Origin of the sequence: Halomonas urmiana (assembly GCF_005780185.1) — a bacterium.
Taxonomy (GTDB): domain Bacteria; phylum Pseudomonadota; class Gammaproteobacteria; order Pseudomonadales; family Halomonadaceae; genus Halomonas; species Halomonas urmiana.
This window is the reverse complement of record NZ_VBUI01000013.1, coordinates 80511-102116: the sequence shown is the minus strand read 5'-3', so window position 1 is coordinate 102116 and position 21606 is coordinate 80511. Positions and strand designations below refer to the sequence as shown.

Below are 21606 nucleotides of genomic sequence, written 5' to 3'. Positions count from 1 at the left end.
CGAGGCGGCTGCCCCGCGCAGCGGCCTTGCCCTAGAATGGGCGCCTTCGGAAGGGAGTTGAGTGCATGTTCGCCGGCTGGCTGCTGATCGTCGTTTCACTGCTGTACATCACCGTGCTGTTCACCATCGCCTGGCGCGGCGACCGCCACGCTCGCCAGCACGGGGCGAGCCGACGCCGCCCGGTGATCTACAGCCTGGCGCTGGCCATCTACTGCACCTCCTGGACCTTCCATGGCGCCGTGGGCCAGGCGGCCACGTCCGGCTGGTCGTTCGCCAGCATCTTCGTCGGCCCGATCCTCACCCTGCTGCTGTTCTGGCCGGTGCTGGCCAAGATGATCCGCGTCGCCAAGCACCAGAACGTCACCTCCATCGCCGACTTCATCGCCTCGCGCTACGGCAAGACCCAGTCGCTGGCGGCCTTCGCGAGCCTCGTGGCACTGATCGGCACCCTGCCCTACATCGCCCTGCAGCTGAAGGCGGTCGCGACCTCCTTCAGCGTGATCACCGCCGCCTCGGACATCACCCGGGCCCCGCTGTTCGGCGACACCGCCTTCTACGTGGCACTGGTGATGGCCGCCTTCGCCATCCTCTTCGGCACCCGCCACACCGATGCCACCGAGCACCACGAGGGGCTGATCCACGCCGTGGCCTTCGAGTCGCTGGTCAAGCTGGTGGCCTTCCTGGCGCTCGGCACCTACGTCACCTGGGGCATGTTCGACGGCCTGGGCGACCTTCTGGGCCGCGCCGAGGAGCAGCTGGCGCTGCAGCGCCAGCTCGCCGATCAGGACTTCGGCCAGAGCTTCTGGGCCCAGACCCTGCTGGCCATGCTGGCGATCCTCTGTCTGCCCCGCCAGTTCCATGTCGCGGTGGTCGAAAACATCCACCGCGACGACGCCACCAAGGCGCGCTGGCTCTTTCCCCTCTACCTGCTGGCCTTCGCCTTCTTCGTCATCCCGATCGCCGCGGCCGGCCTGACCGTGTTCTCCGAGAGCCGCATCGAGCCCGACACCTATGTGCTGGCCCTGCCGATGGCGGCCGACAACGCCTGGCTGACGCTGTTGACCTTCATCGGCGGCTTCTCGGCGGCCACCGGCATGGTGATCGTCGCCGCCGTGGCGGTCTCGATCATGATCTCCAACGAGATCGTCATCCCGGCGCTGTTCCGCCTGCGCTGGTTCGATACCAAGCCGCGGGACTACGGCCGCCTGGTGCTGCGCGCCCGGCGCATCACCATCGTGGTGATCCTGGCGATGGCCTACGGCGTCTATCACCTGATCGGCGAGTTCAGCTCGCTGGCCAACATCGGCATGCTGTCCTTCGCCGCCGCGGCGCAGTTCGCCCCGGCGCTGATCGGCGGCCTCTACTGGAAGCGCGGCAACCGGCTCGGGGTGATCGTCGGCATGAACGCCGGCTTCGCCATCTGGGCCTACAGCCTGCTGATGCCGACCATGATCACCACCGGCGTGCTGCCGGTCGACTGGGCCCACGGCGGCCCCCTGGACATCGCCTGGCTGGCCCCCACCTCGCTGTTCGGCCTCAACGTCGGCGACAGCTTCACCCACGGCGTGATGCTCTCGCTGGGCGTGAATCTCTTCTGCTACATCTTCGTCTCCCAGATGACCCCCCAGCGGGTGGTCGAGCGCATCCAGGCCTCGCTGTTCGTCGACAGCGTTGAGACCCGCCAGACCTCGGTGAATCGCCCCTGGACCGGCGCCACCACCGTGGGCGACCTGAAGGTGCTGTGCGAGCGCTTCCTGGGCGCCGGCCAGGTGAGCCGCGCCTTCGACGACTATGCCCGGCGCACCGGCAAGCCGCTGGAGGACAATACCCGGGCCTCCATCGACGTCATCCAGTTCACCGAGCGCTTCCTGGCCTCGGTGCTCGGCGCCTCCTCGGCGCGTATCGTCGTCAACTCCGCCCTGCAGGGCCGCGGCATCGGCATCTCCGACGTGATCTCGATCGTCGACGAGGCCTCCCAGGTGCTGGAGTTCAACCGCGCCCTGCTGCAGGCCACCATCGAGAACATCAACCAGGGCATCAGCGTGGTCGACCAGAACCTGCGCCTGGTGGTGTGGAACCAGCGCTATCTGGAACTGTTCCGCTTCCCCGATCACCTGATCCGCGTCGGCGCCCCGATGGACAAGATCTTCCGCTACAACGCCCACAACGGCGAGTACGGCCCCGGCGACCCCGAGGAGCACGTGCGGCTGCTGATCGATAACATCCGCGAGGGCCAGCCTCACCGCTACGTGCGCTATCGCCAGGACGGCAGCGTGCTGGAGGTCCAGGGCAACCCCATGCCGGGCGGCGGCTTCGTCTACACCTATCAGGACATCACCCAGCAGAAGCGCATCGAGGAGGCGCTGATCCGCTCGGAGAACAACATCCGCATCTACACGGATAACGTCCCGGCGCTGATCGCCTACTTCGACAAGGAGTGTCGCTACCTCTTCACCAACCGCGCCTACGAGCAGGCCTTCGGTATCGACCGCAACGCGGTGATCGGCAAGCGCGTCGATGAGGTCATCGCCCCCGACATGGCCCGCGAGCGGGCGCCCTGGATCGAGCGCGCGCTGGCCGGCGAGCGGGTCAACTTCGAGGTCTCGCTACCCATCGGCGAGGCGCGGCGCTACATGCTGGTCACCTACACGCCCCACTTCGGCGACAGCGGGGCGATACTCGGCTTCTTCGCCCTCTATCAGGACATCACCGAGCGGCGCCGGGCCGAGATCGCGCTGAAGGAGACCAACGAGACCCTCGAAGAGCGCGTCCGCGAGCGCACCCAGGCGCTCTCCGAGGCCAACGCCGCCCTGCGCCAGGAGAACCGGGTCCGCGCCGAGGCCGAGTTGGCCCTGCGCCAGGCCAAGCAGCTCGCCGAAGACGCCAACGCCTCCAAGACGCGTTTCCTGGCCGCCGCCAGCCACGATCTGCTGCAGCCGCTCAACGCCGCGCGGCTCTTCACCTCGGCGCTGGCTCAGGAGATGGACGCCGAGGACATGAAGCGCACCATCGGCCATATCGACAACTCCCTGCAGGCCGCCGAGGAGTTGCTCGGCACCCTGCTCGACATCTCCAAGCTCGATGCCGGCGCCCTGACCCCGCGGCGCAGCCACTTCGCGCTGGCCGACATCATCCGGCCGCTGCGCGCCGAGTTCGCGGTGATGGCCGAGGAGCGTGGGCTGGACCTGGTGGTGGTGCCGACCGGTCAGTGGGTCGACAGCGACCCCCAGATGCTGCGCAGGATCGTCCAGAACTTCCTGTCGAACGCCATCCGCTATACCCAGGCGGGCCGCGTCCTACTGGGCTGCCGCCGCCACGGCGAACGGCTCACCATCGAGGTGTGGGACTCTGGCCCGGGGATTCCCGAGGCCAAGCAGGCCGAGATCTTCCAGGAGTTCCGGCGCCTCGATCAGACCACTCGGCACAAGGAGAGCGAGAAGGGGCTGGGGCTCGGACTCTCCATCGCCGACCGCATGGCGCGGGTGCTCGACCATCCCATCCGGGTGTGCTCCCGGGAGGGCATCGGCACCATGTTCTCGGTCAGCGTGCCGACGGTGGCACCGCGCACCGCGACCCAGCAGGCCGAGGACGCCGCCCCCAAGCGAGCCGGCAACAAGCTCGACGGCACGCGCATCCTCTGTATCGACAACGAGTCGCTGATCCTCGAGGGCATGAAGGCGATGCTCTCGGGCTGGGGCTGCGAGGTCTTCACGGCCACCACCATCGGCGGCGCCAAGTCGGTGCTGCGCCACCTCGACGGCAGCCCGGACGCGATACTCGCCGACTATCACCTGGACAACGAGGTCACCGGACTGATGGCCCTGGAGGCCCTGGGCGACCGGCTGGAGGAGGCCGTGCCGGGCATCGTGATCACCGCCGATCGCACCGAGGAGGTCGCCGAGGAGATCAAGCGGGCGGGCTATCAGCTACTGCTCAAGCCGGTGCGCCCGGCCGCACTGCGCGCCCTGCTCACTCGCACCCTGCAGGCCAGCCGCGCACCTCGCGCCTAGCTGGAAGCTGGAAGCTGGAAGCTGGAAGCTGGAAGCTGGAAGCTGGAAGCTGGAAGCTGGAAGCTGGAAGCTGGAAGGCAGCATAAGTCCAGTACCTACGGGGTCAAGGTCTTTCTTCCAGCTTCAAGCTTAAGCCCGCGAAGCGGGCGTTCTTCCAGCTCCGGGCGCAGCCCGGCCCTTCAAGCTTCCAGGCGCGAAGCGCCGGTCTTACGGCTCCTGGCCGAAGGTCAGGACTCGACCCTGGGCGGTTCGACCTCGAGCTTCTGCGCGGCGATCACCGCCTGAGTGCGGGAGTGCACGCCAAGCTTTCTGAGAATGGCGGTGACGTGGGCCTTGATGGTCGCCTCGGAGACGCTGAGCTCATAGGCGATCTGCTTGTTGAGCAGCCCCTCGGTGAGCATGTTGAGCACCCGGAACTGCTGGGGGGTCAACGAGGCGATCGCCTCGGCGAAGCGGGTCTCGTCCTCGTTGGCCTCGCCCAGGGCGTCGGCAATCTCGGCCGGCAGCCACACCTCGCCGTCGAGGATCTCGCCCACCGCCTCGGCGATCAGCGCCAGGGACGAGGACTTGGGAATGAATCCCGAGGCGCCGTAGTCGATGGCCCGGCGCACCACGTGGACCTCGTCGCTGCCCGACACCACCGCCACCGGGATGTCCGGCGTCTGGCCGCGCAGCTGGATCAGGCCGGAGAAACCGTGGGCCCCCGGCATGTGCAGGTCCAGGAGGATCAGGTCGGCATCGGGATGCCGGGTGACCACGTCAGTGGTGGCCGCCATGGTATCGGATTCGACGATCTCGGCCTGGGGCGCCAGCTGACGCAGGGCCTGGGTCAGGGCCGCACGGAACAGCGGATGGTCATCGGCAACGATGAATTTCTGGGCAAAGGCCATGGATCTTCCTCCGGTTCCTCGGGCGGCGGACCGACGACCGCCACGCTGGGCTCTCTATTGTTGTCGCATGTTACCCCATGGCCCCGGCGATTCCCAAGAGGCGAGAAACAATGAGGTCCCGATCGGGTCGCGGGCCCTCCTCTGTCATCGCCCGACATGAAGAAGCCGACCCCGTGGGGCCGGCTCGGTCTCCGCTGTCGCACTGGGGGCATTGCCCTCAGCGATTGGCGCGATGCTCGATCAGCTCATCGACCACCGAGGGATCCGCCAGGGTGCTGGTGTCGCCCAGGCCGTCGCACTCGTTGGCGGCGATCTTGCGCAGGATGCGGCGCATGATCTTGCCCGAGCGGGTCTTGGGCAGCCCCGGTGCCCACTGGATGACGTCCGGCGAGGCGATCGGACCGATGTCCTTGCGCACCCACTGGGTCAGCTCCTTCTTGAGCTCATCGCTCTCTTCAAAGCCGTCGCCCAGGGTCACGTAGATGTAGATGCCCTGCCCCTTGATGTCGTGGGGGAAGCCGACCACGGCCGCCTCGGCCACCGCCTCGTGAGCCACCAGCGAGGACTCGATCTCGGCGGTGCCCATGCGGTGACCGGAGACGTTGAGCACGTCGTCGACGCGACCGGTGATCCAGTAGTAGCCGTCTTCGTCCCGACGGCAACCGTCGCCGGTGAAGTACATCCCCTTGTACATGGAGAAGTAGGTCTGGATGAACCGATCATGGTCACCCCAGATGGAGCGCGCCTGCCCCGGCCAGGAGTCGAGGATCACCAGGTTGCCGTCGGTGGCACCCTCGAGAATGTTGCCCTCGTTGTCCACCAGAGCCGGCATCACGCCAAAGAACGGCAGGGTCGCCGAGCCCGGCTTGAGGTCGACGGCGCCGGGCAGTGGCGCGATCATGATGCCGCCGGTCTCGGTCTGCCACCAGGTGTCGACGATGGGGCACTTCGAGTTGCCGATCACGCGGTAGAACCACTCCCACGCCTCGGGGTTGATCGGCTCCCCCACCGAGCCGAGTAGGCGCAGGCTGTCACGCTGGCTCGATGCCATGACGTCGTCGCCGTGGGCCATCAGCGCGCGCACGGCGGTGGGCGCGGTGTAGAGGATGGCGACGTTGTGCTTGTCGACGATCTCGCCCATGCGGCCGTGGGTGGGATAGCTCGGCACCCCTTCGAACATCAGCGTGGTGCCACCGTTGGCCAGGGGACCGTAGACGATGTAGCTGTGGCCGGTGACCCAACCGACATCGGCGGTGCACCAGTAGACTTCGCCGTCCTTGTAGTCGAACACGTACTGGTGGGTCAGGGCGGCATGCAGCAGGTAGCCACCGGTGGTGTGCTTGAGCCCCTTGGGCGCGCCGGTGGAGCCGGAGGTATAGAGGATGAACAGCGGGTCCTCGGCGTTCATCTCCTCGGCCGGGCAGTCGCTGGACTGCTTGGCGACGATATCCTCGTACCAGACGTCGCGACCTTCCTTCCACTCGATCTCGCCGCCGGTGCGCTTGACCACCATCACCTTCTCGCAGACGTCGGTGCCGGCGCGGGTCAGGGCGGCATCGACGTTGTCCTTGAGCGGCACCTGCTTGCCGCCGCGCACGGACTCGTCGGCGGTGATGATCAGCTTGGACTTCGCGCCGATCACGCGCTGGGCCACGGCATCCGGCGAGAAGCCGCCGAACACCACCGAGTGCACCGCGCCGATGCGGGCACAAGCGAGCATCGCCATGGCGGCCTCGGGAATCATCGGCATGTAGAGCGTGACCACGTCACCCTTGCCCACGCCGAGCTCCTTGAAGCCGTTGGCCAGGCGACAGGTGCCCTCGTAGAGCTCGCGATAGGTGATGTGTTTGGAATCGGCGGGGTCGTCGCCTTCCCAGATGATCGCGGTCTGGTCGCCACGCGTCTCGAGGTGACGATCCAGGCAGTTGACGCTGGCATTGAGGACACCGTCCTCGAACCAGCGAATGTCGACGTTGTGGGTGTCGAACTGGGTGTGCTTGATCTTGGTCGGCGCCTTGAACCAGTCGAGGCGCTTGGCCTGCTCCGCCCAGAACCCTTCGGGGTCGTTCACGGACTGCTGGTACAGAGCCTGATACTTCTCCTTGTCGGCCCAGGCGTTGGCGGCAAAATCGTCACGTACCGGATGGACTTTCTGATGCTCGGTCATTGATTGGCCTCTTCCAAGAGATGCACCCTCATCAGTGTATGTCACCGACCCTGTTGTTGTTGGCGGGTCGGCACCACGACGTGCCCTCAGCATATACCTGTGCAGGCGGCCTTCCCCTTAGACATTGGTATGATCAAATTTCTTTTTTATAACAATAACTTAAACGGACTTTTCAAACGCCGACCGATCGCAATAGACCAAGGTCTGAGCGCAGTGCCGGCAGCGATAGCGGCTTCCGCGCCGGGCCAGGCCGTGACGGCGTGCGGTGAAGGCGTGCTCGCGACAGGCACAGCGGTAGCGGTAGGGCGCGGGACTCGCCCGCCGGGTATCGAAGCGGTGGGTGGTGGTGGGGGCGAGGCCGAACAGCGAGCGCATCACGGTCTGCCACTCGCGACCGTGGGGACGCGCCCGCCCGCCATCCTCGAGGTGATGCACCAGCCAGTGGGCCATCTCATGAGGCACCACCTCGACCAGGAAGGCCCGGCGGTTCTCGTCGAAGAGCACCGGATTGAAGCGCAGCCCACCGCGCCCGAAATGGGCCTGGCCGGCCGACTTGCCGCGCAGGTCCAGCCACACTGCCGGGCGCGGCAGGGCCGGATGGACCTCGCGGCACAGTCGCCAGGCCGCCTCGACCCGGGCGATCAGGACGCGATGCAGGGCCTCGCGCTCGAGGGCATCGAGTCGGGTGGTGTCAGGGTCGGGAAGCGCGGGAGCCATCATGGGATGCTAGAATGGCTGGTCTGTCTCTACGCGTAAAGCCCGGGCATCGCGCCCGTGGCATCACCCCGTCCACCCTGCACCGCTTCCCTGCGAGAGCCGTCATGTCCGATGCCGAAACGCCCCTTCCCCAGCCGCTGCTCGAGGACCAGGAGCTCGACCTGCTGGATGACTTCCTCGACTCCGAGCGCGTCGATGCCGACGCCCTGGACCTGATCGGCGCCCACGGCTTCCTCGTCGCGCTGGCGGTGGCCCCGCGCGACGTGCCGGCGGCGACCTGGGTCGCCGAGCTCTTCCATGGCGAGCCGACCTTCGAGAACGACGCCGAGCGAGAGGCGATCCTCGGGCTGCTGGAGCGCCTGCGCGCCAACGCCATCGAGGTGCTGGAGGGCGGCGGGCTACCGGAGCTGCCCTTTGAGCTCGAACTGGGCGAAGTGCCGCCCGAAGAGACGCCGATCGGCGACTGGTGCGCCGGTTTCATGGAGGGGGTGTTCCTCGACGAGGCCGCTTGGTTCGACGACGATGAGGAGGCCGCCGCCACCCTGCTGTTGCCCTTCATGCTGCTCTCGGGGCTGTTCGAGGACGAGCCCGACATGGCCGAACTGGCCGGCGACAGTGCGCGGCTGGAGAGCCTGGTCGGCCAGCTGCCGGAGCTGCTGCTCGATCTCTACCTGCACTATCGCGTTCCGCCAGAGACGCCCAAGCCCAAGCCGCGACGCAAAGCGCCCGCCGGTCGCGGCAAGGGCAAGGACAGCCGTAAGTCGTAAGCTGGAAGCTGGAAGCTGGAAGCTGGAAGCTGGAAGCTGGAAGCTGGAAGTCAGTTTGCATCGTCCTCCAGCGGTATCAAGCCCTTTCTTCGAGCTTCCAGGCGCGAAGCGCCGCTCTTCCAGCTTCAAGCTTGAACCGGCGAAGCCGGGTCAGCGCAGTCGGGTCAGCAGGCCGTCCACCAGGCCGAACAGCCACTCCTTGAACCGCTGCCAGCGCGGCCGCCTCGCCCAGGCTTCGGGATCGATCTCCTCGCTGGTCGCGAAGTTGCGCTCGAACAGCTCGGCGACCCGGGCGGCGAAGCGGGCATCGTCCACCTCCTGGTTGGCCTCCAGGTTCCACTGTAGGCTCCAATGATCGAAGTTGCAGGAGCCGAGGCTGACCCAGTCGTCGACCAGCGAGAACTTGGCGTGGATGAAGGTGGGCTGGAACTCGAAGATGCGCACCCCGGCGCGCAGCAGCCGGCCGTAGAAGCGCTGGCCGGCATAGCGCACGCCGGGGTGGTCGTGCACCTTTCCGGGCAGCAGCAACCGCACGTCGACACCGCGACGCGCCGCGCGCGTCAGGCGCGTGCGCAGGGTGAGCGTGGGCACGAAGTAGGGCGTGCAGATCCATAGCCGCCGCGTCGACGCCGCGACCCGGCGATGCAGGGAGTGGCGGATCGCCTGGTAGCGATACCCCTGGCCCCATACCACGCGTCCGCGCATGCCATGGTAGCCCTCGTCGCGGCGCGGCGAAAGCTCGATGCCCCGCACCAGCGAAGGCGCCCCGGGCCCGCGGCTCAACGGCGAGTCCCACACGCTGCAGAACAGCCGCACCCAGTCGACGACCACCGGCCCCTCGATGTGCACGGCGACCTCGTACCAGGCATCCAGGAACTCGTCCACGGCGCCGAAGCCGCCGGTGAAGGCCTCGGCACCATCGACCACGACCAGCTTGCGATGATCCCGGGTGAGGTTGCGCACCGGCGACTCGAACCCCAGGGGATTGAAGAAGCGCAGCGCCACTCCGCCGGCCTCCAGCCGCCGACGGTCGGCCTCGTCGAGGCCCATGGCGCCGTAGCCGTCGAGCAGCAGCATCACCGACACGCCGCGCTCGGCGGCCCGCAGCAGCGACTCGCTGACGGCCGTGGCCAGCCGTCCCGTCTCCATCAGGTAGAGCTCGATCAGTACGAAGTGGCGCGCCCGATCGACGGCCTCGAACATCGCCGGCAGGAAGCGCGCCGCTTCGGGCAGCAGTGCGAAGTGATTGCCGTCTCGCCACATGCCGTGCATGGCTCCGTCCCTGTCGCCCACCTGTCACGGCATTGACGCATGTTTACCGCCCGGGGAAAAGGCCATCCCCTGCTCGAGGGACCGAAGAGCGTTATACTGACGGCTCTTTTCCAGCCGGGGCGACAGGATGGGCCTTGCACGCATGCTCGCCGGCGCGCTGCGCGCGGCCCTCACGCCGCTGATCAGGCGCTGGACCCAGATCCAGCTGATCGAGCCCGCCCCCGAGGCGCTCCCCTTGGCGCCGACGCTGCCGGTCCTCTACGTGTTGTCGCGCCCGGCGCTCTCCGACACCCTGCTGCTGGAGACCCTGGCCCGCGCCCACGGCCTGCCGGGGGCCAGCGGCCAACGCCGCGCGGGCGAGCTGACCCTGCCCGCCTGCCTGGCGCTGCCCGCCCCGGGGCGTCGCCTGTGGCGCCGCGGGCGGCGACCGACGGCGCCCTTCCAGCCGCTGATCGAGCAGTACCGTCGCGACCCCGCCCACGACCTGCAGCTGGTGCCGGTGAGCGTCTTCTGGGGGCGCGCCCCGGGCAAGCGCTTCGGCGTCTGGCACCTGCTGGCCGCCGACAGCTGGCGACTCACTGGGCGGTTGCGCCGCCTGCTCTCGGTGGCGGTCAACGGGCGCGACGTCGAGGTGCAGTTCGGCGCACCGCTGCGCCTCTCCGAGCTCGATGACGACCGCGATCCGGCGCTCACCAATCGCAAGGTGGCCCGGCTGCTGAGAGGGCATTTTCGACGCACCCGCACCCGAGTGCTCGGCCCCGATCTCTCCCATCGGCGCACGCTGATCGACGGCGTGGTGGCCAGCGCCGGGGTACAGCGCGCCATCGGCGAGGTCGCCACGGCCGAGCAGGCACCGCGCCCGCGAATCGCCCGACGTGCCCGCCGCTACGGACGCGAGATCGCCTCCGACATGACCTACCCGGTGATGCGCTTCATGGCCGGCGCCCTGCGGCGCCTCTGGAACCGCCTCTACGATGGCGTCGAGGTGCGCGGCCTGTCGCGGGTCAAGGCCCTGGCCGGCGAGCACACCCTGGTCTACGTGCCCTGCCACCGCAGCCACATCGACTACCTGCTGCTCTCCTATGCACTCTACCGCGAAGGGCTGATGCCGCCGCACATCGCCGCCGGGCGCAATCTCGACATGCCGCTGATCGGCCCGGTGCTGCGCCGCGGCGGCGCCTTCTTCATGCGCCGCAGCTTCCGCGACAATCGCCTCTACGCGGCGGTGTTCAACGAGTACCTGCACCGCCTGCTGTCGCGGGGCCATCCCCTGGAGTACTTCATGGAGGGGGGACGCTCGCGCAGCGGCCGCCTGCTGCCGGCCCGCCCGGGGATGCTCGCCATGACCCTGCGCTCCTTCCTGCGCAGCCGACGGGAGGGCGGCCGGGATGTACTCTTCGTGCCCGTCTATCTCGGCTACGAGCGCATCCTCGAGAACGCCAGCTACCAGCGCGAGATGCGCGGGGCCGACAAGCGCCGGGAGTCGCCGCTGGCGCTGCTCGGCATGACGCGACGGCTGCGCCAGCCCCACGGGCGGGTGGACGTGAACGTCGGCGAGCCGCTGTCGCTCTCCGCCTTCCTCGACGCCCAGGTGCCGGGCTGGTGGCAGGCACCCGACGCGCCGCGCCCCGCCTGGCTCAACCGGGTCGTCCCGGCGCTCGGCGAGACGCTCTCGCGGCGCATCAACGCCGCCGCCGCGCTCAACCCGGCCAACCTGGTCGCCTTGGTGCTGCTGGCCACGCCCCACCGCGCCATCGAGGTCGGGCTGCTGACCCAGCAGCTGACGCTGCTGGTGGCCCTGCAGCGACGCCTGCCGGGCGGTCGCGACGCGAGCCTGCCGACGGGCACGCCCGAGGCGTGGATCGAGCAGGTGGCGACGCTGGGCATGATCGAACGTCACCCCCATCCGCTGGGCGACATCATCGTCGCCGACGAGCGCCAGGCCGGGCTGCTGGGCTGGTACCGCAACAACGTGCTGCACCTCTTCGCCCTCGCCGGCCTCACCGCCTTCGCCTTCCGACACCAGGCCGCCCACCGCCTGGACGACCTCGCGGCCCTGCTCGGCCCCGGCTGGCCGATACTGGCCCGGGAGCTCTCCATCGAGCCCGCCCCCGCGCTACGCGACGACCTGTCCGCGATGCTCGAGGCACTGGGCGAAGAGGGCCTCCTGGAGCGCGAGGGCGAGGGCTGGCGGCGGCCCCGGGAGTCGCTGGCGGCCGGGGAGCAGCTCGACATGCTCGGTGCGCTGATGCAGCCCTCGCTGGAGCGGGGCTACCTGCTGCTCTCGGTGCTCTTGAACGAGCCCTCGGGACACTTCACCGCCGAGGCGCTCACCGAGCGCAGCCGGCTGCTGGCCGAGCGGCTGGCCCTGCTCTCGGGACGTGACGCCCCGGAGTTCTTCGATGCGCGGCTGTTCGCCGGCCTGGTGGAGAGCCTGACGGCCTGCGGATGGCTCGCCCCCGACGACGGCCGCCTGACGTTCGACGAGGCGCTGCGCGAGGCGGCCCGCGAAAGCCGGGCGCTGTTCGACCCGGCGCTGCGCCATCGACTGCAGCTGGTCAGCCGCCGGGGTGAAGGATAAGAGGCGAGGACTGAGCTCAGGCGCCCAGGCGGCGATGCACGTAAAGGTCGTAGCGGCTGGTCTTGTCCGCGATGATGTGGCGCGGCGGCGGGCCCTCCAGGGGCGGCGCCTTGCGCGGTCGTTTGACCACCACCCGATGGGTCGCCACGTCGAGCGCCGCCTCGAGCAGCCGCGGGGCGTCTGGGTCGTCGCCGGCCAGGGTGCGGAAGAGGCGCATCTCCTTCTTGACCAGCGCCGACTTGTCGCGATGGGGAAACATCGGATCGAGGTGGATCACCTCGGGGGCCACCTCGCGGCTCGCCACCAGGGTCACAAGTTCGCGACCGGCATCGCCGTGCACCAAGTGCATGCGCGCGGCGATCTCGCGGGTCTCGGGATCGGCCAGGGCCCGCGCCAGGCCATCCTCGAGCAGCGCGAAGATCGCCGCGACCCGCTCCACCAGCAGCACCTCGGCGCCCAGGCTCGCCAGCACGAAGGCATCGCGGCCAAGCCCCGCGGTGGCGTCCACCACCGAGGGCGTGACGCCCTTGGCCAGGCCGCAGGCGCGGGCGACGAGCTGGCCGCGACCGCCACCGAAGCGCCGCCGGTGAGCGGCGCGCCCGGCGACGAAGTCCACCGCCAACGGATGACCGTAGCGATGCGGATCGCCGGCCAGCACCAGACGATCATCCCGGCGGGCCAGGGTCAGTTCGGGCTCGTCCGTCCCGCCCTCGTCGACCATGGGCAGCCCCAGGCGCCGGGCCAGCGGATAGAGCGCGGGGTCCCGGACCGCGACGCCGCTCATCGGCTCTTCTGCCAGGCGACCTGGTTGCGCAGGTAGACCGGCTGCACCTCGTGAGCCGGGCGGGCCTCACCCCGCGCCAGCGCCTCCATGGCCAGCAATGCCATATCGGCGGCCTCGGCCTCGACATCGGGCAGGCAGAGGCCGAGCCCCGCCTGCACCTCGACGCCCATCTGCTCGCGGAGATTCCAGCCCGACCCGATGCCGACCCAGTCGGCGTCACCCAGGCCCTCGGGCAGGCGCAGCCGCTCCGGAGGCATCACCGCCTCCTCCATGAGCGCCTCCAGGCGACCGTCGCGGCACTGCCAGGCGGCCACGTAGATCTCCCCCATGCGGGCGTCCAGGGCGGTGATCAGCCGACGGTAATGGTGGCGACGGTGTCCCCCCAGGGCCAGCGCCTCGAGCGTCGAGACGCCGATCAGCGGGCGGTCGAGGCCGAAGGCGAGGCCCTGGGCGACGCCGGCGGCGATGCGCAGTCCGGTGAAGGAACCGGGCCCCCGTCCGTAGGCCACGGCGTCGAGCGCCGAGGCCGCCAGGCCCACCTCGGCGAGCACCTCGTCGGCCATCGGCAGCAGGCGCCGGGTATGCTCCCGCGGGGTCAGGGCGAAGCGTGAGATCAATTCGTCGTCGAGGCCCTCGCGGCGGCGCAGTAGGGCGGCGGAGCAGGCGCTCGAGGAGGCATCCAGGGCCAGCAGGATCGGCATGGGCAAGAGGTCACGGCGGAAAATGTCGCAGCATTATACGCCCGCCGCCGCCAACGACGAAGGCCCGCGCATGGCGGGCCTTCGGCGACGTGCGATGCACGGGGGGAGGCATCGCGCGAAGCTCAGCCCTCGAGGGCCTCGATCACCTGACCGGTGATGTCATCAATGCTGCCCACACCCTCGACACGATGGTAGGCCGGAGCCGCCTCGGGCGCTTCCTTGGCCCACTGCTGATAGTAGTCGACCAGCGGTGCGGTCTGCTCATGGTAGACCGCCAGGCGGTTGCGCACCGTGGACTCGCGGTCGTCATCGCGCTGGATCAGCGCCTCACCGGTGACGTCGTCCTTGCCCTCTTCCTTCGGCGGCTGGTACTCGAGGTGGTAGACGCGACCGGAGCCCGGGTGGACGCGGCGGCCGGCCAGGCGCTTGACGATCTCCTCGTCATCGACGGCGATCTCCAGCACGTGATCGATCTTCACCTCGGCATCGCGCATGGCCTGAGCCTGCGGGATGGTGCGCGGGAAGCCATCGAACAGGAAGCCGTTGGCGCAGTCGGGCTGGCTGATGCGCTCCTTGACCAGGGCGATGATGATGTCGTCGGACACCAGGCCGCCGCTGTTCATGATCTCCTTGACCTTGAGCCCTAGCTCACTGCCCTCCTTCACCGCGGCGCGCAGCATGTCGCCGGTGGAGATCTGTGGAATATTGAATCGCTCACAGATGAACTGGGCCTGGGTACCCTTGCCGGCACCCGGGGCGCCCAAAAGGATCAAACGCATCTGACTGCTCCTTATAAGTGTGTTTCTGGTCGACGAAGAAAGGTAAGGAGCGAACGATAACCGCGCCGCCGGGCGCAGACAAGCGAAGGGCCCCGATCCAGGTCGCTAAAGAGGAAAAAAGAGTGCGGCATCAACCCCCTGCGGCCAAGTTGCACTTTGGTCTGCCCCGCTTGAGCCAAGCCCTGATTGAGGAGAGTCCCGCAAACGACAACGGCGCCTTGCGGCGCCGTTGCGTGGGGCGAGTGCTCGGGTCGAGTGCTCGGGTCGACCCAAGCGGACGACGCGCGCCTTACAGCAGCAGGCGGCGGATGTCCGTGAGCACCTGACCCAGGAAGGCGGTGAAGCGCGCGGCATCGGCGCCGTTGACCGCCCGGTGATCGTAGGAGAGGCACAGCGGCATCATCAGCTTCGGCTGGAAGGCCACGCCGTCCCACACCGGTTTCATCTGCGCCTTGGAGATGCCGAGGATGGCGACCTCCGGGGCGTTGACGATCGGCGTGAAGGCGGTGCCGCCGATGGAGCCCAGGCTCGAGATGGTGAAGCAGCCGCCGGTCATCTCGTCGCGCTTGAGCTTCTTCGACTGCGCCTTGCCGGCCAGCTCCACCGACTCCTTGGCCAGCTCGATCAGCGATTTCTGGTCGGCGTTGCGGATCACCGGCACCATCAGGCCGTCCGGGGTGTCCACGGCAATGCCGATGTGCACATACTTCTTGTGCACGATCGTCTCGCCGTCGCTCTTCAGGCTGACGTTGAACTGCGGATACTTCTTCAGCGCGAAGGCACAGGCCTTGATCAAGAAGGGCAGCGGCGTGAGCTTAGCGCCCTGCGCCTCGGCCTCGGCCTTCATCGACTTGCGGAAGGCCTCCAGCTCGCTGATGTCCGCCTCGTCGAACTGCGTGACGTGGGGTAGGTTGACCCAGCTGCGATGCAGGTTGGTAGCGCCCATCTTCATCAGGCGACCCATCGGCTTCTCTTCCACCTCGCCGAACTGGCTGAAGTCCTGGTCCGGAATCGGCGGAATGCCGCTGCCGGCGGCGGCCGGTGCCGCCGCGGCGGGGGTCTTCGCCTTGCCGTCCATGACCTGCTTGACGTAGGCGTGGACATCCTCCTTGAGCACGCGCTCCTTGGGGCCGCTGGGCTTGACCAGCCCCAGGTCGACGCCCAGCTCGCGGGCCAGCATGCGCACCGCCGGACCGGCGTGCACCAACTTGCCGTCGCGCGGCTTGTGGGCGGCCATCTGCGCCTCGGGGCTCGGCGAGCCGGCGGGAGTCCCGGAGGCCTTCGCGGCCGGCGCCTCGGCCTTCTGCTGCGGCTTCTTCTCGGGCGCCTTCGCCGCCGGCTTGGCGGCGGGCTTGCTGCCGGCCACCGGAGTGCCGGCCACCTCGATATAGCCGATCAGGTCACCCTCGGAGACGGTATCGCCCTCCTTGACGGTCAGCTCGAGGAGCTTGCCCTTGTAGGGGCTGGGCACGTCCATGGAGGCCTTGTCGGACTCCAGGGTGATCAGCGGGTCCTCCTCGTCGACCTCGTCGCCGGCGCTGGCGGCGATCTCGATGATCGGCACGTCGGCGGAGCCGGAGAGGTCCGGTACGCGGACTTCCTTGCGCTCCGGCTCGCCGCCGCCGGCACTCTCGTCCTCGGCCGGGGCCTCGGCCGGCGGGGCGCTCTCGGCCGGCGCGGGCGCCGACTCGGCGGGCTCGGCGTCACCGCCGCCCTCGCCGGTACTCGCGTCCTCGACTTCCATGGTGCCGATGACATCACCCTCGGAGACGGTATCGCCCTCCTTGACGGTCAGGCTGACGATCTTGCCGGCCTGGGGGCTCGGCACATCCATGGAGGCCTTGTCGGACTCTAGGGTGATCAGGGTGTCTTCCGCGTCGACCTGGTCGCCCGCGGCCACCGCCACCTCGATGATTTCGACGTCGGCGGAGCCGCCGAGGTCGGGCACCTTGATTTCGACGGTCTGCTTGCCGCCACCACTCTTCTTGGCCGCGGGCTTCTCCGGCGCGGGCGCAGACGCCGCCTCCGGCTCGGCGGCCTTCTCGGGCTCGGGGGCCTTCTCGGCCTCTTCCTTGCCACCGGCGTCGGCGTCGCCGCCACCCTCGGCCTCGATCTCGACGATGTCGTCGCCCTCGGAGACGGTATCGCCCTCCTTGACCAGGACCTTCAGCACCTTGCCGCCCTTGGGCGCCGGCACGTCCATGCTGGCCTTGTCGGACTCCAGCGTGATCAGGGTGTCCTCGGGGGCGATGACGTCGCCCTCGGCCACCGCGATCTCGATGATCTCAACATCGGTATCGCCACCGATGTCCGGAACTTTGATGATTTCGCTACTCAAGGTCGCGCTCCTTCAAACTCTTGACGGGGGCGGGCCCGCGGGCCCGCCATGCCACCGAATCGCTCGGGCGACGCCTCACACCGCAAGCGGGTTGGGCTTGGCCGGATCGATGCCGTACTTCTTGAGCGCCTCGCCGACGACCTTGCGATCCAGCTCGCCGCGGTCGGCCAGCGCCTTGAGCGCGGCCACGGTGACGAAACGACGATCGACCTCGAAGAAGTGACGCAGCTTCTCGCGGGTGTCGGAGCGGCCGTAACCGTCGGTCCCGAGTACATGGTAGTCGGTCGGCACCCAGGCACGGACCTGGTCGGCGAACAGCTTCATGTAGTCGGTGGAGACGATAGCCGGACCCTCACGCCCCTCCAGGCAGGCGGTGACGTGGGGCTTGCCCGCCTCGGCCTCGGGATTGATGAAGGCCTGACGGTCGATCTCCAGGGCCTCGCGACGCAGCTCGTTGAAGCTGGTGACGCTCCAGATGTCGGCGCCCACGCCCCACTCCTCGGCGAGCATCTCGGCGGCCGCCTCGACCTCACGCAGGATGGTGCCACAGCCCATCAGCTGCACGCGGCCCTTCTTGCCCTTTGTCTCGCGCAGCAGGTACATGCCCTTGATGATATCGGCGGCGGGCACGTCCTCCAGCGCCGGCTGCTCGTAGTTCTCGTTCATCACCGTCAGGTAGTAGAAGCAGTTCTCCTTGTCGGTGAACATGCGCTTCAGGCCGTCCTGAACGATCACCGCCACCTCATGGGCATAGGTCGGATCGTAGCTGCGACAGTTCGGGATCATCGACGCCTGCAGGTGGCTGTGGCCGTCCTGGTGCTGCAGCCCCTCGCCGTTGAGGGTAGTGCGACCGGCGGTGCCGCCGACCAGGAAGCCGCGGGCTTGCATGTCGCCGGCGGCCCAGGCCAGGTCGCCGATGCGCTGGAAGCCGAACATCGAGTAGTAGACGTAGAACGGCAGCAGCGTCGTGGCATTGTTCGAGTAGGAGGTCGCGGCGGCGATCCACGCCGACATGGCGCCGGCCTCGGTGATGCCCTCCTCGAGGATCTGACCCTTCTGATCCTCGCGGTAGAACATGATCTGGCCCTTGTCCACCGGCTCGTACTTCTGCCCTTCCGAGGTATAGATGCCGAGCTGGCGGAACATGCCCTCCATGCCGAAGGTGCGCGCCTCGTCGGGGATGATCGGCACCACGCGCTCGCCGATCTTCTTGTCCTTGACCAGGCCGTTGAGGATGCGCACGAAGGCCATGGTGGTGGAGACCTCGCGACCCTTGGAGCCGCCCGTCTGGGAGGCGAAGGTCTTGTCCTCCAGCGCCGGGATCGGCAGCGACTCGAAGTCGTTGCGACGGCTCGGCAGGTAGCCACCCAGGCGCTCACGCTGCAGGTGCATGTACTTCAGCTCCGGGGAGTCGTCCTCGGGCTTGTAGTACGGCACCTCCTTGAGCTGCTCGTCGGTGAGCGGAATGCCGAAGCGGTCACGGAACGTCTTGAGCGCCTCGTACTCCATGGTCTTGACTTGGTGCGCCTCGTTGGCGGCCTCGCCGTCGCCGCCACCCATGCCGTAGCCCTTGACGGTGTGCGCCAGGATCACGGTGGGACGGCCGTTGGCGTTCTGGGTCGCCTCGTGGTACGCCGCGTAGACCTTGAACGGGTCGTGGCCGCCACGGTTGAGCTTCCAGATGTCCTCGTCGGACATGCCCTTGACCATCTCGGCGGTCTCCGGGTACTTCCCGAAGAAGTGCTCCTTGGTGTAGGCGCCGCCGTTGGCCTTGTAGTTCTGGTAGTCGCCGTCGACCGCCTCATCCATGCGCTTTTGCAGGATGCCCTTGGTGTCCTTCTCGAAGAGCGGATCCCACAGGCGGCCCCAGACGACCTTCTGCACGTTCCAGCCGGCGCCGCGGAAGACGCCCTCGAGCTCGTCCATGATCCGCGAGTTGCCGCGGACCGGGCCGTCGAGGCGCTGCAGGTTGCAGTTGATGACGAAGATCAGGTTGTCGAGCTTCTCGCGGCTCGCCAGGTGGATGGCACCGAGGGACTCCGGCTCGTCGCACTCACCGTCGCCCATGAAGCACCAGATCTTGCGATCGTGCATGTTCTTGAGTTCACGCGAATCCAGGTACTTCATCACGTGGGCCTGGTAAATGGCCTGGATGGGGCCGAGGCCCATGGACACCGTGGGGAACTGCCAGAAGTCCGGCATCAGCCAGGGGTGCGGGTAGGACGAGAGACCGTCACCGTCCACTTCCTGGCGATACTTGTCCATCTGGTCTTCGGTGAGGCGGCCCTCGAGGTAGGCGCGAGCATAGACGCCCGGCGCCACGTGACCCTGGATGTAGACCAGGTCGCCCTCGAAGTCGCCGTTCGGCGCGCGAAAGAAGTGGTTGAAGCCCACGTCATAGAGGGTCGCCGCCGACATGAAGCTGGCGATGTGCCCGCCCAGGCCCGGGTTGGCGCGGTTGTTGCGAATCACCTGGGCGATGGCATTGTAGCGGATCAGCGAGCGGATGCGACGCTCCATGAACAGGTCGCCCGGCATCGGCGCCTCGCGGTGCACCGGAATGGTGTTGCGATGCGGGGTCGTCACCGAGAAGGGCACCTGCATGCCATCACGCCGCACCCGGTCGGCCAGGCGAGTCATCAGGTACCGGGCACGATCCTCGCCCTCGCGATCCAGGACCGATTCCAGGGAATCCAACCATTCCGTGGTTTCGACCGGATCGAGATCTTCTCTTGATTCCAGACTCATAGACGTCTCTCCGAATGACGGTGGGGAACTACAGCCCCGCAGAGGGGCGAAATGGCACTCATGATCGGGGTTAGCGCCCCAACGCGTCATGCCTGTAGTTGTTTTACAAGACAATGCACAGGGTGCCCCGCTGTTAGCGCGAAGATACCGTAAACGCTGGTCCCTGCCAATTCAAGATAGAGTGGAAATGTTTTTCAAATACCCATATTGCACCGCAGCGTAGGAGGGTAAGGGGGTATTTACCCGCCAAAACCGGCCGGATTCGAGCCGCTGTAGGAGAACTACCCCGTGCGGCTCATCCGACGCCGGAGCCGCGGAGCCGGCACGTCGAGCTTGGTGCCTAAGTACGTATTTTTCCAAGCTCCTGGCGAAAGTAGGCCCAGTCGAAGGCGGGACCGGGGTCGCTCTTGCGCAGCGGGGCTACCCGGGCGTGGCTGGTGATGCGACGCGACGTGAGCGCCGGATAGCGCGCCAGCATCGCCGCGGTGGCGCTCGCCAAGGCCCGGTACTGGGCGCCGGTGTAGGGCGTTACCTCGTCCCCCTCCAGCTCGATGCCCACGGCGAAGTCGTTCAGCGCCCGCCGCTCGAGGGCACCGTCCTGCCAGCGCGAGCGCCCGGCGTGCCAGGCGCGGGCCTCGAAGGGCACGAACTGCACGCACTCCCCGTCGCGACGGATCAGCAGATGGGCCGAGACGCACAGGCCGGCGATCGCGGCGAAGAAGGGGTGCGCCGCGGGATCGAGCCGGTTGGTGAAGAGCCGCTCGATATGCTCGCCGCCGAACTCCCCCGGCGGCAGGCTGATCGAGTGCAGCACCAGCAGCGAGACCTCCCCCGTCGGGCGGACGTCCTGGTTGGGCGAGGCGAGCCGCCGGGCCGGCACCAGCCAGCCGTCGTCGATGCGCATGGTTTTTCCCTGACGTCGATGCATGGGTTTCCCCTATAATGACCCGCTCAAGCTTCCCCGCACAGAGATGGACCCGCCATGCATTATCAGGACGCCATTGCCGAAGAGATCCGTGACAGTGCCGCTCGGCTGCTGGCCGAGGACGTCGGCCCCGGCGACATCACCGCCCAGCTGATTCCCGAGAAGCAGACGGCCCGTGCGCGGGTGATCACCCGCGAGGCGACGATCCTCTGTGGGGTGGCCTGGGTTGACGAACTCTTTCGTCGGCTCGACCCCCGGGTCAGCCTGCACTGGCAAGCCGCCGACGGCGACCGCCTCGCGGCCGGCCAGGCCTTCCTCGAGCTAGAGGGCCCGGCGCGCAGCCTGCTAACCGGCGAGCGCGCCGCGCTCAACCTGCTGCAGACCCTCTCGGCCACGGCGACCCGTACCCGCCACTATGTGGACCTTCTCGAGGGCACCGGGGTGCGCCTGCTCGACACCCGCAAGACCCTGCCCGGCCTGCGCCTGGCGCAGAAGTACGCGGTGACCTGCGGCGGCGGCCACAACCATCGCATCGGCCTCTATGACGCCTTCCTGATCAAGGAGAACCATATCGCCGCCTGCGGGGGGATCGAGGCGGCGGTGAAGGAGGCCCGCGACATCGCCCGCGACCTGCCAGTGGAGGTGGAGGTGGAGACCTTCGAGGAGCTCGACCTGGCGCTGGCCGCCGGCGCCGATGTCATCATGCTCGACAACTTTAGCCTCGACGACATGCGCAAGGCGGTCGCCCGCAACGCGGCGCGCGCCACCCTGGAGGCCTCGGGCAACGTCGACGAGACCACGCTGCGCGCCATCGCCGAGACCGGGGTGAACTGCATCTCCAGCGGCGCGCTGACCAAGGACCTGAAGGCCATCGACCTGTCGATGCGCTTCATCGACCAGCCGGACTAAGGCAACTGACAAGCCCAC

Annotated in this window: 14 protein-coding genes; 4 read left to right on the top strand and 10 right to left on the bottom strand. The window is 68.0% G+C overall.

Annotation, left to right across the window (positions count from 1 at the left end; genetic code table 11):
* Positions 1 to 65 precede the first annotated feature (65 nt).
* Positions 66 to 4010, top strand: a complete 3945-nt coding sequence (locus FEI13_RS09870; protein ID WP_138181367.1) for a hybrid sensor histidine kinase/response regulator — start codon at positions 66 to 68, stop codon at positions 4008 to 4010.
* A gap of 227 nt (positions 4011 to 4237) precedes the next feature.
* Here the strand turns inward: FEI13_RS09870 and FEI13_RS09865 are convergent, their stop codons facing one another.
* The 3 genes from FEI13_RS09865 to FEI13_RS09855 all read right to left on the bottom strand — a co-directional run bounded on the left by FEI13_RS09865 (position 4238) and on the right by FEI13_RS09855 (position 7787).
* Complete coding sequence (locus tag FEI13_RS09865; RefSeq protein ID WP_138181366.1) at positions 4238 to 4900, bottom strand: LuxR C-terminal-related transcriptional regulator; 663 nt, start codon at positions 4898 to 4900, stop codon at positions 4238 to 4240.
* 217 nt (positions 4901 to 5117) lie between these two features.
* Positions 5118 to 7067 (bottom strand): acetate--CoA ligase, encoded by a 1950-nt coding sequence (acs, locus tag FEI13_RS09860; protein ID WP_138181365.1) that lies wholly within the window; start codon positions 7065 to 7067, stop codon positions 5118 to 5120.
* Positions 7068 to 7226: 159 nt separating this feature from the next.
* Positions 7227 to 7787 (bottom strand): SprT family zinc-dependent metalloprotease, encoded by a 561-nt coding sequence (locus FEI13_RS09855; protein ID WP_138181364.1) that lies wholly within the window; start codon positions 7785 to 7787, stop codon positions 7227 to 7229.
* Positions 7788 to 7888: 101 nt separating this feature from the next.
* Here FEI13_RS09855 and FEI13_RS09850 point away from each other — a divergent pair, with 101 nt between their 5' ends.
* A complete protein-coding gene (locus FEI13_RS09850; RefSeq protein WP_138181363.1) occupies positions 7889 to 8551 on the top strand; it encodes a YecA/YgfB family protein in 663 nt (220 codons plus the stop codon).
* Positions 8552 to 8701: 150 nt separating this feature from the next.
* On the opposite strand, the gene FEI13_RS09845 is transcribed toward FEI13_RS09850, so the two are convergent.
* The gene (locus tag FEI13_RS09845) at positions 8702 to 9823 is read right to left on the bottom strand and encodes a phospholipase D-like domain-containing protein (protein WP_138181362.1); all 1122 of its coding nucleotides are present in this window, start codon (positions 9821 to 9823) and stop codon (positions 8702 to 8704) included.
* A 127-nt stretch (positions 9824 to 9950) separates the two neighbouring features.
* On the opposite strand from FEI13_RS09845, the gene plsB reads away from it, so the two are divergent.
* A complete protein-coding gene (gene plsB / locus FEI13_RS09840; protein ID WP_240036490.1) occupies positions 9951 to 12404 on the top strand; it encodes a glycerol-3-phosphate 1-O-acyltransferase PlsB in 2454 nt (817 codons plus the stop codon).
* Positions 12405 to 12420: 16 nt separating this feature from the next.
* Here the strand turns inward: plsB and FEI13_RS09835 are convergent, their stop codons facing one another.
* From FEI13_RS09835 to ampD, 6 genes are all read right to left on the bottom strand, one after another.
* Positions 12421 to 13188: a class I SAM-dependent methyltransferase gene (locus FEI13_RS09835; RefSeq protein ID WP_138181361.1), complete on the bottom strand. Its 768-nt coding sequence runs from the start codon at positions 13186 to 13188 to the stop codon at positions 12421 to 12423.
* The gene (tsaB, locus tag FEI13_RS09830; protein ID WP_138181360.1) at positions 13185 to 13889 is read right to left on the bottom strand and encodes a tRNA (adenosine(37)-N6)-threonylcarbamoyltransferase complex dimerization subunit type 1 TsaB; all 705 of its coding nucleotides are present in this window, start codon (positions 13887 to 13889) and stop codon (positions 13185 to 13187) included. The genes FEI13_RS09835 and tsaB overlap by 4 nt, the downstream gene beginning before the upstream one ends.
* 122 nt (positions 13890 to 14011) lie before the next feature.
* Positions 14012 to 14668, bottom strand: a complete 657-nt coding sequence (gene adk / locus FEI13_RS09825; protein ID WP_138181359.1) for an adenylate kinase — start codon at positions 14666 to 14668, stop codon at positions 14012 to 14014.
* 289 nt (positions 14669 to 14957) lie between these two features.
* Entirely contained in the window at positions 14958 to 17006 is a 2049-nt protein-coding gene (aceF, locus tag FEI13_RS09820) for a dihydrolipoyllysine-residue acetyltransferase (RefSeq protein WP_138181358.1), read from the bottom strand.
* A gap of 75 nt (positions 17007 to 17081) precedes the next feature.
* Positions 17082 to 19754, bottom strand: a complete 2673-nt coding sequence (gene aceE / locus FEI13_RS09815; protein ID WP_138181357.1) for a pyruvate dehydrogenase (acetyl-transferring), homodimeric type — start codon at positions 19752 to 19754, stop codon at positions 17082 to 17084.
* Between the two features lie 340 nt (positions 19755 to 20094).
* Positions 20095 to 20658 carry a 1,6-anhydro-N-acetylmuramyl-L-alanine amidase AmpD gene (gene ampD / locus FEI13_RS09810; RefSeq protein ID WP_138181356.1) on the bottom strand — a complete coding sequence of 188 codons (564 nt, stop codon included), beginning with the start codon at positions 20656 to 20658 and terminating at the stop codon, positions 20095 to 20097.
* 78 nt (positions 20659 to 20736) lie between these two features.
* On the opposite strand from ampD, the gene nadC reads away from it, so the two are divergent.
* Positions 20737 to 21588, top strand: coding sequence for a carboxylating nicotinate-nucleotide diphosphorylase (gene nadC, locus FEI13_RS09805; protein WP_138181355.1), 852 nt, complete (start codon positions 20737 to 20739; stop codon positions 21586 to 21588).
* Positions 21589 to 21606: the final 18 nt, after the last annotated feature.

What these genes read in the sequence shown, in the direction of transcription:
- FEI13_RS09855 (WP_138181364.1), bottom strand. Translation starts at nt 7,787, where the DNA reads ATGATGGCTCCCGCGCTTCCCGACCCTGACACCACCCGACTCGATGCC.
- aceE (WP_138181357.1), bottom strand. Translation starts at nt 19,754, where the DNA reads ATGAGTCTGGAATCAAGAGAAGATCTCGATCCGGTCGAAACCACGGAA.
- nadC (WP_138181355.1), top strand. Translation starts at nt 20,737, where the DNA reads ATGCATTATCAGGACGCCATTGCCGAAGAGATCCGTGACAGTGCCGCT.
- tsaB (WP_138181360.1), bottom strand. Translation starts at nt 13,889, where the DNA reads ATGCCGATCCTGCTGGCCCTGGATGCCTCCTCGAGCGCCTGCTCCGCC.
- FEI13_RS09870 (WP_138181367.1), top strand. Translation starts at nt 66, where the DNA reads ATGTTCGCCGGCTGGCTGCTGATCGTCGTTTCACTGCTGTACATCACC.
- FEI13_RS09850 (WP_138181363.1), top strand. Translation starts at nt 7,889, where the DNA reads ATGTCCGATGCCGAAACGCCCCTTCCCCAGCCGCTGCTCGAGGACCAG.
- adk (WP_138181359.1), bottom strand. Translation starts at nt 14,668, where the DNA reads ATGCGTTTGATCCTTTTGGGCGCCCCGGGTGCCGGCAAGGGTACCCAG.
- FEI13_RS09835 (WP_138181361.1), bottom strand. Translation starts at nt 13,188, where the DNA reads ATGAGCGGCGTCGCGGTCCGGGACCCCGCGCTCTATCCGCTGGCCCGG.
- FEI13_RS09865 (WP_138181366.1), bottom strand. Translation starts at nt 4,900, where the DNA reads ATGGCCTTTGCCCAGAAATTCATCGTTGCCGATGACCATCCGCTGTTC.
- FEI13_RS09845 (WP_138181362.1), bottom strand. Translation starts at nt 9,823, where the DNA reads ATGCACGGCATGTGGCGAGACGGCAATCACTTCGCACTGCTGCCCGAA.
- acs (WP_138181365.1), bottom strand. Translation starts at nt 7,067, where the DNA reads ATGACCGAGCATCAGAAAGTCCATCCGGTACGTGACGATTTTGCCGCC.
- plsB (WP_240036490.1), top strand. Translation starts at nt 9,951, where the DNA reads ATGGGCCTTGCACGCATGCTCGCCGGCGCGCTGCGCGCGGCCCTCACG.
- ampD (WP_138181356.1), bottom strand. Translation starts at nt 20,658, where the DNA reads ATGCGCATCGACGACGGCTGGCTGGTGCCGGCCCGGCGGCTCGCCTCG.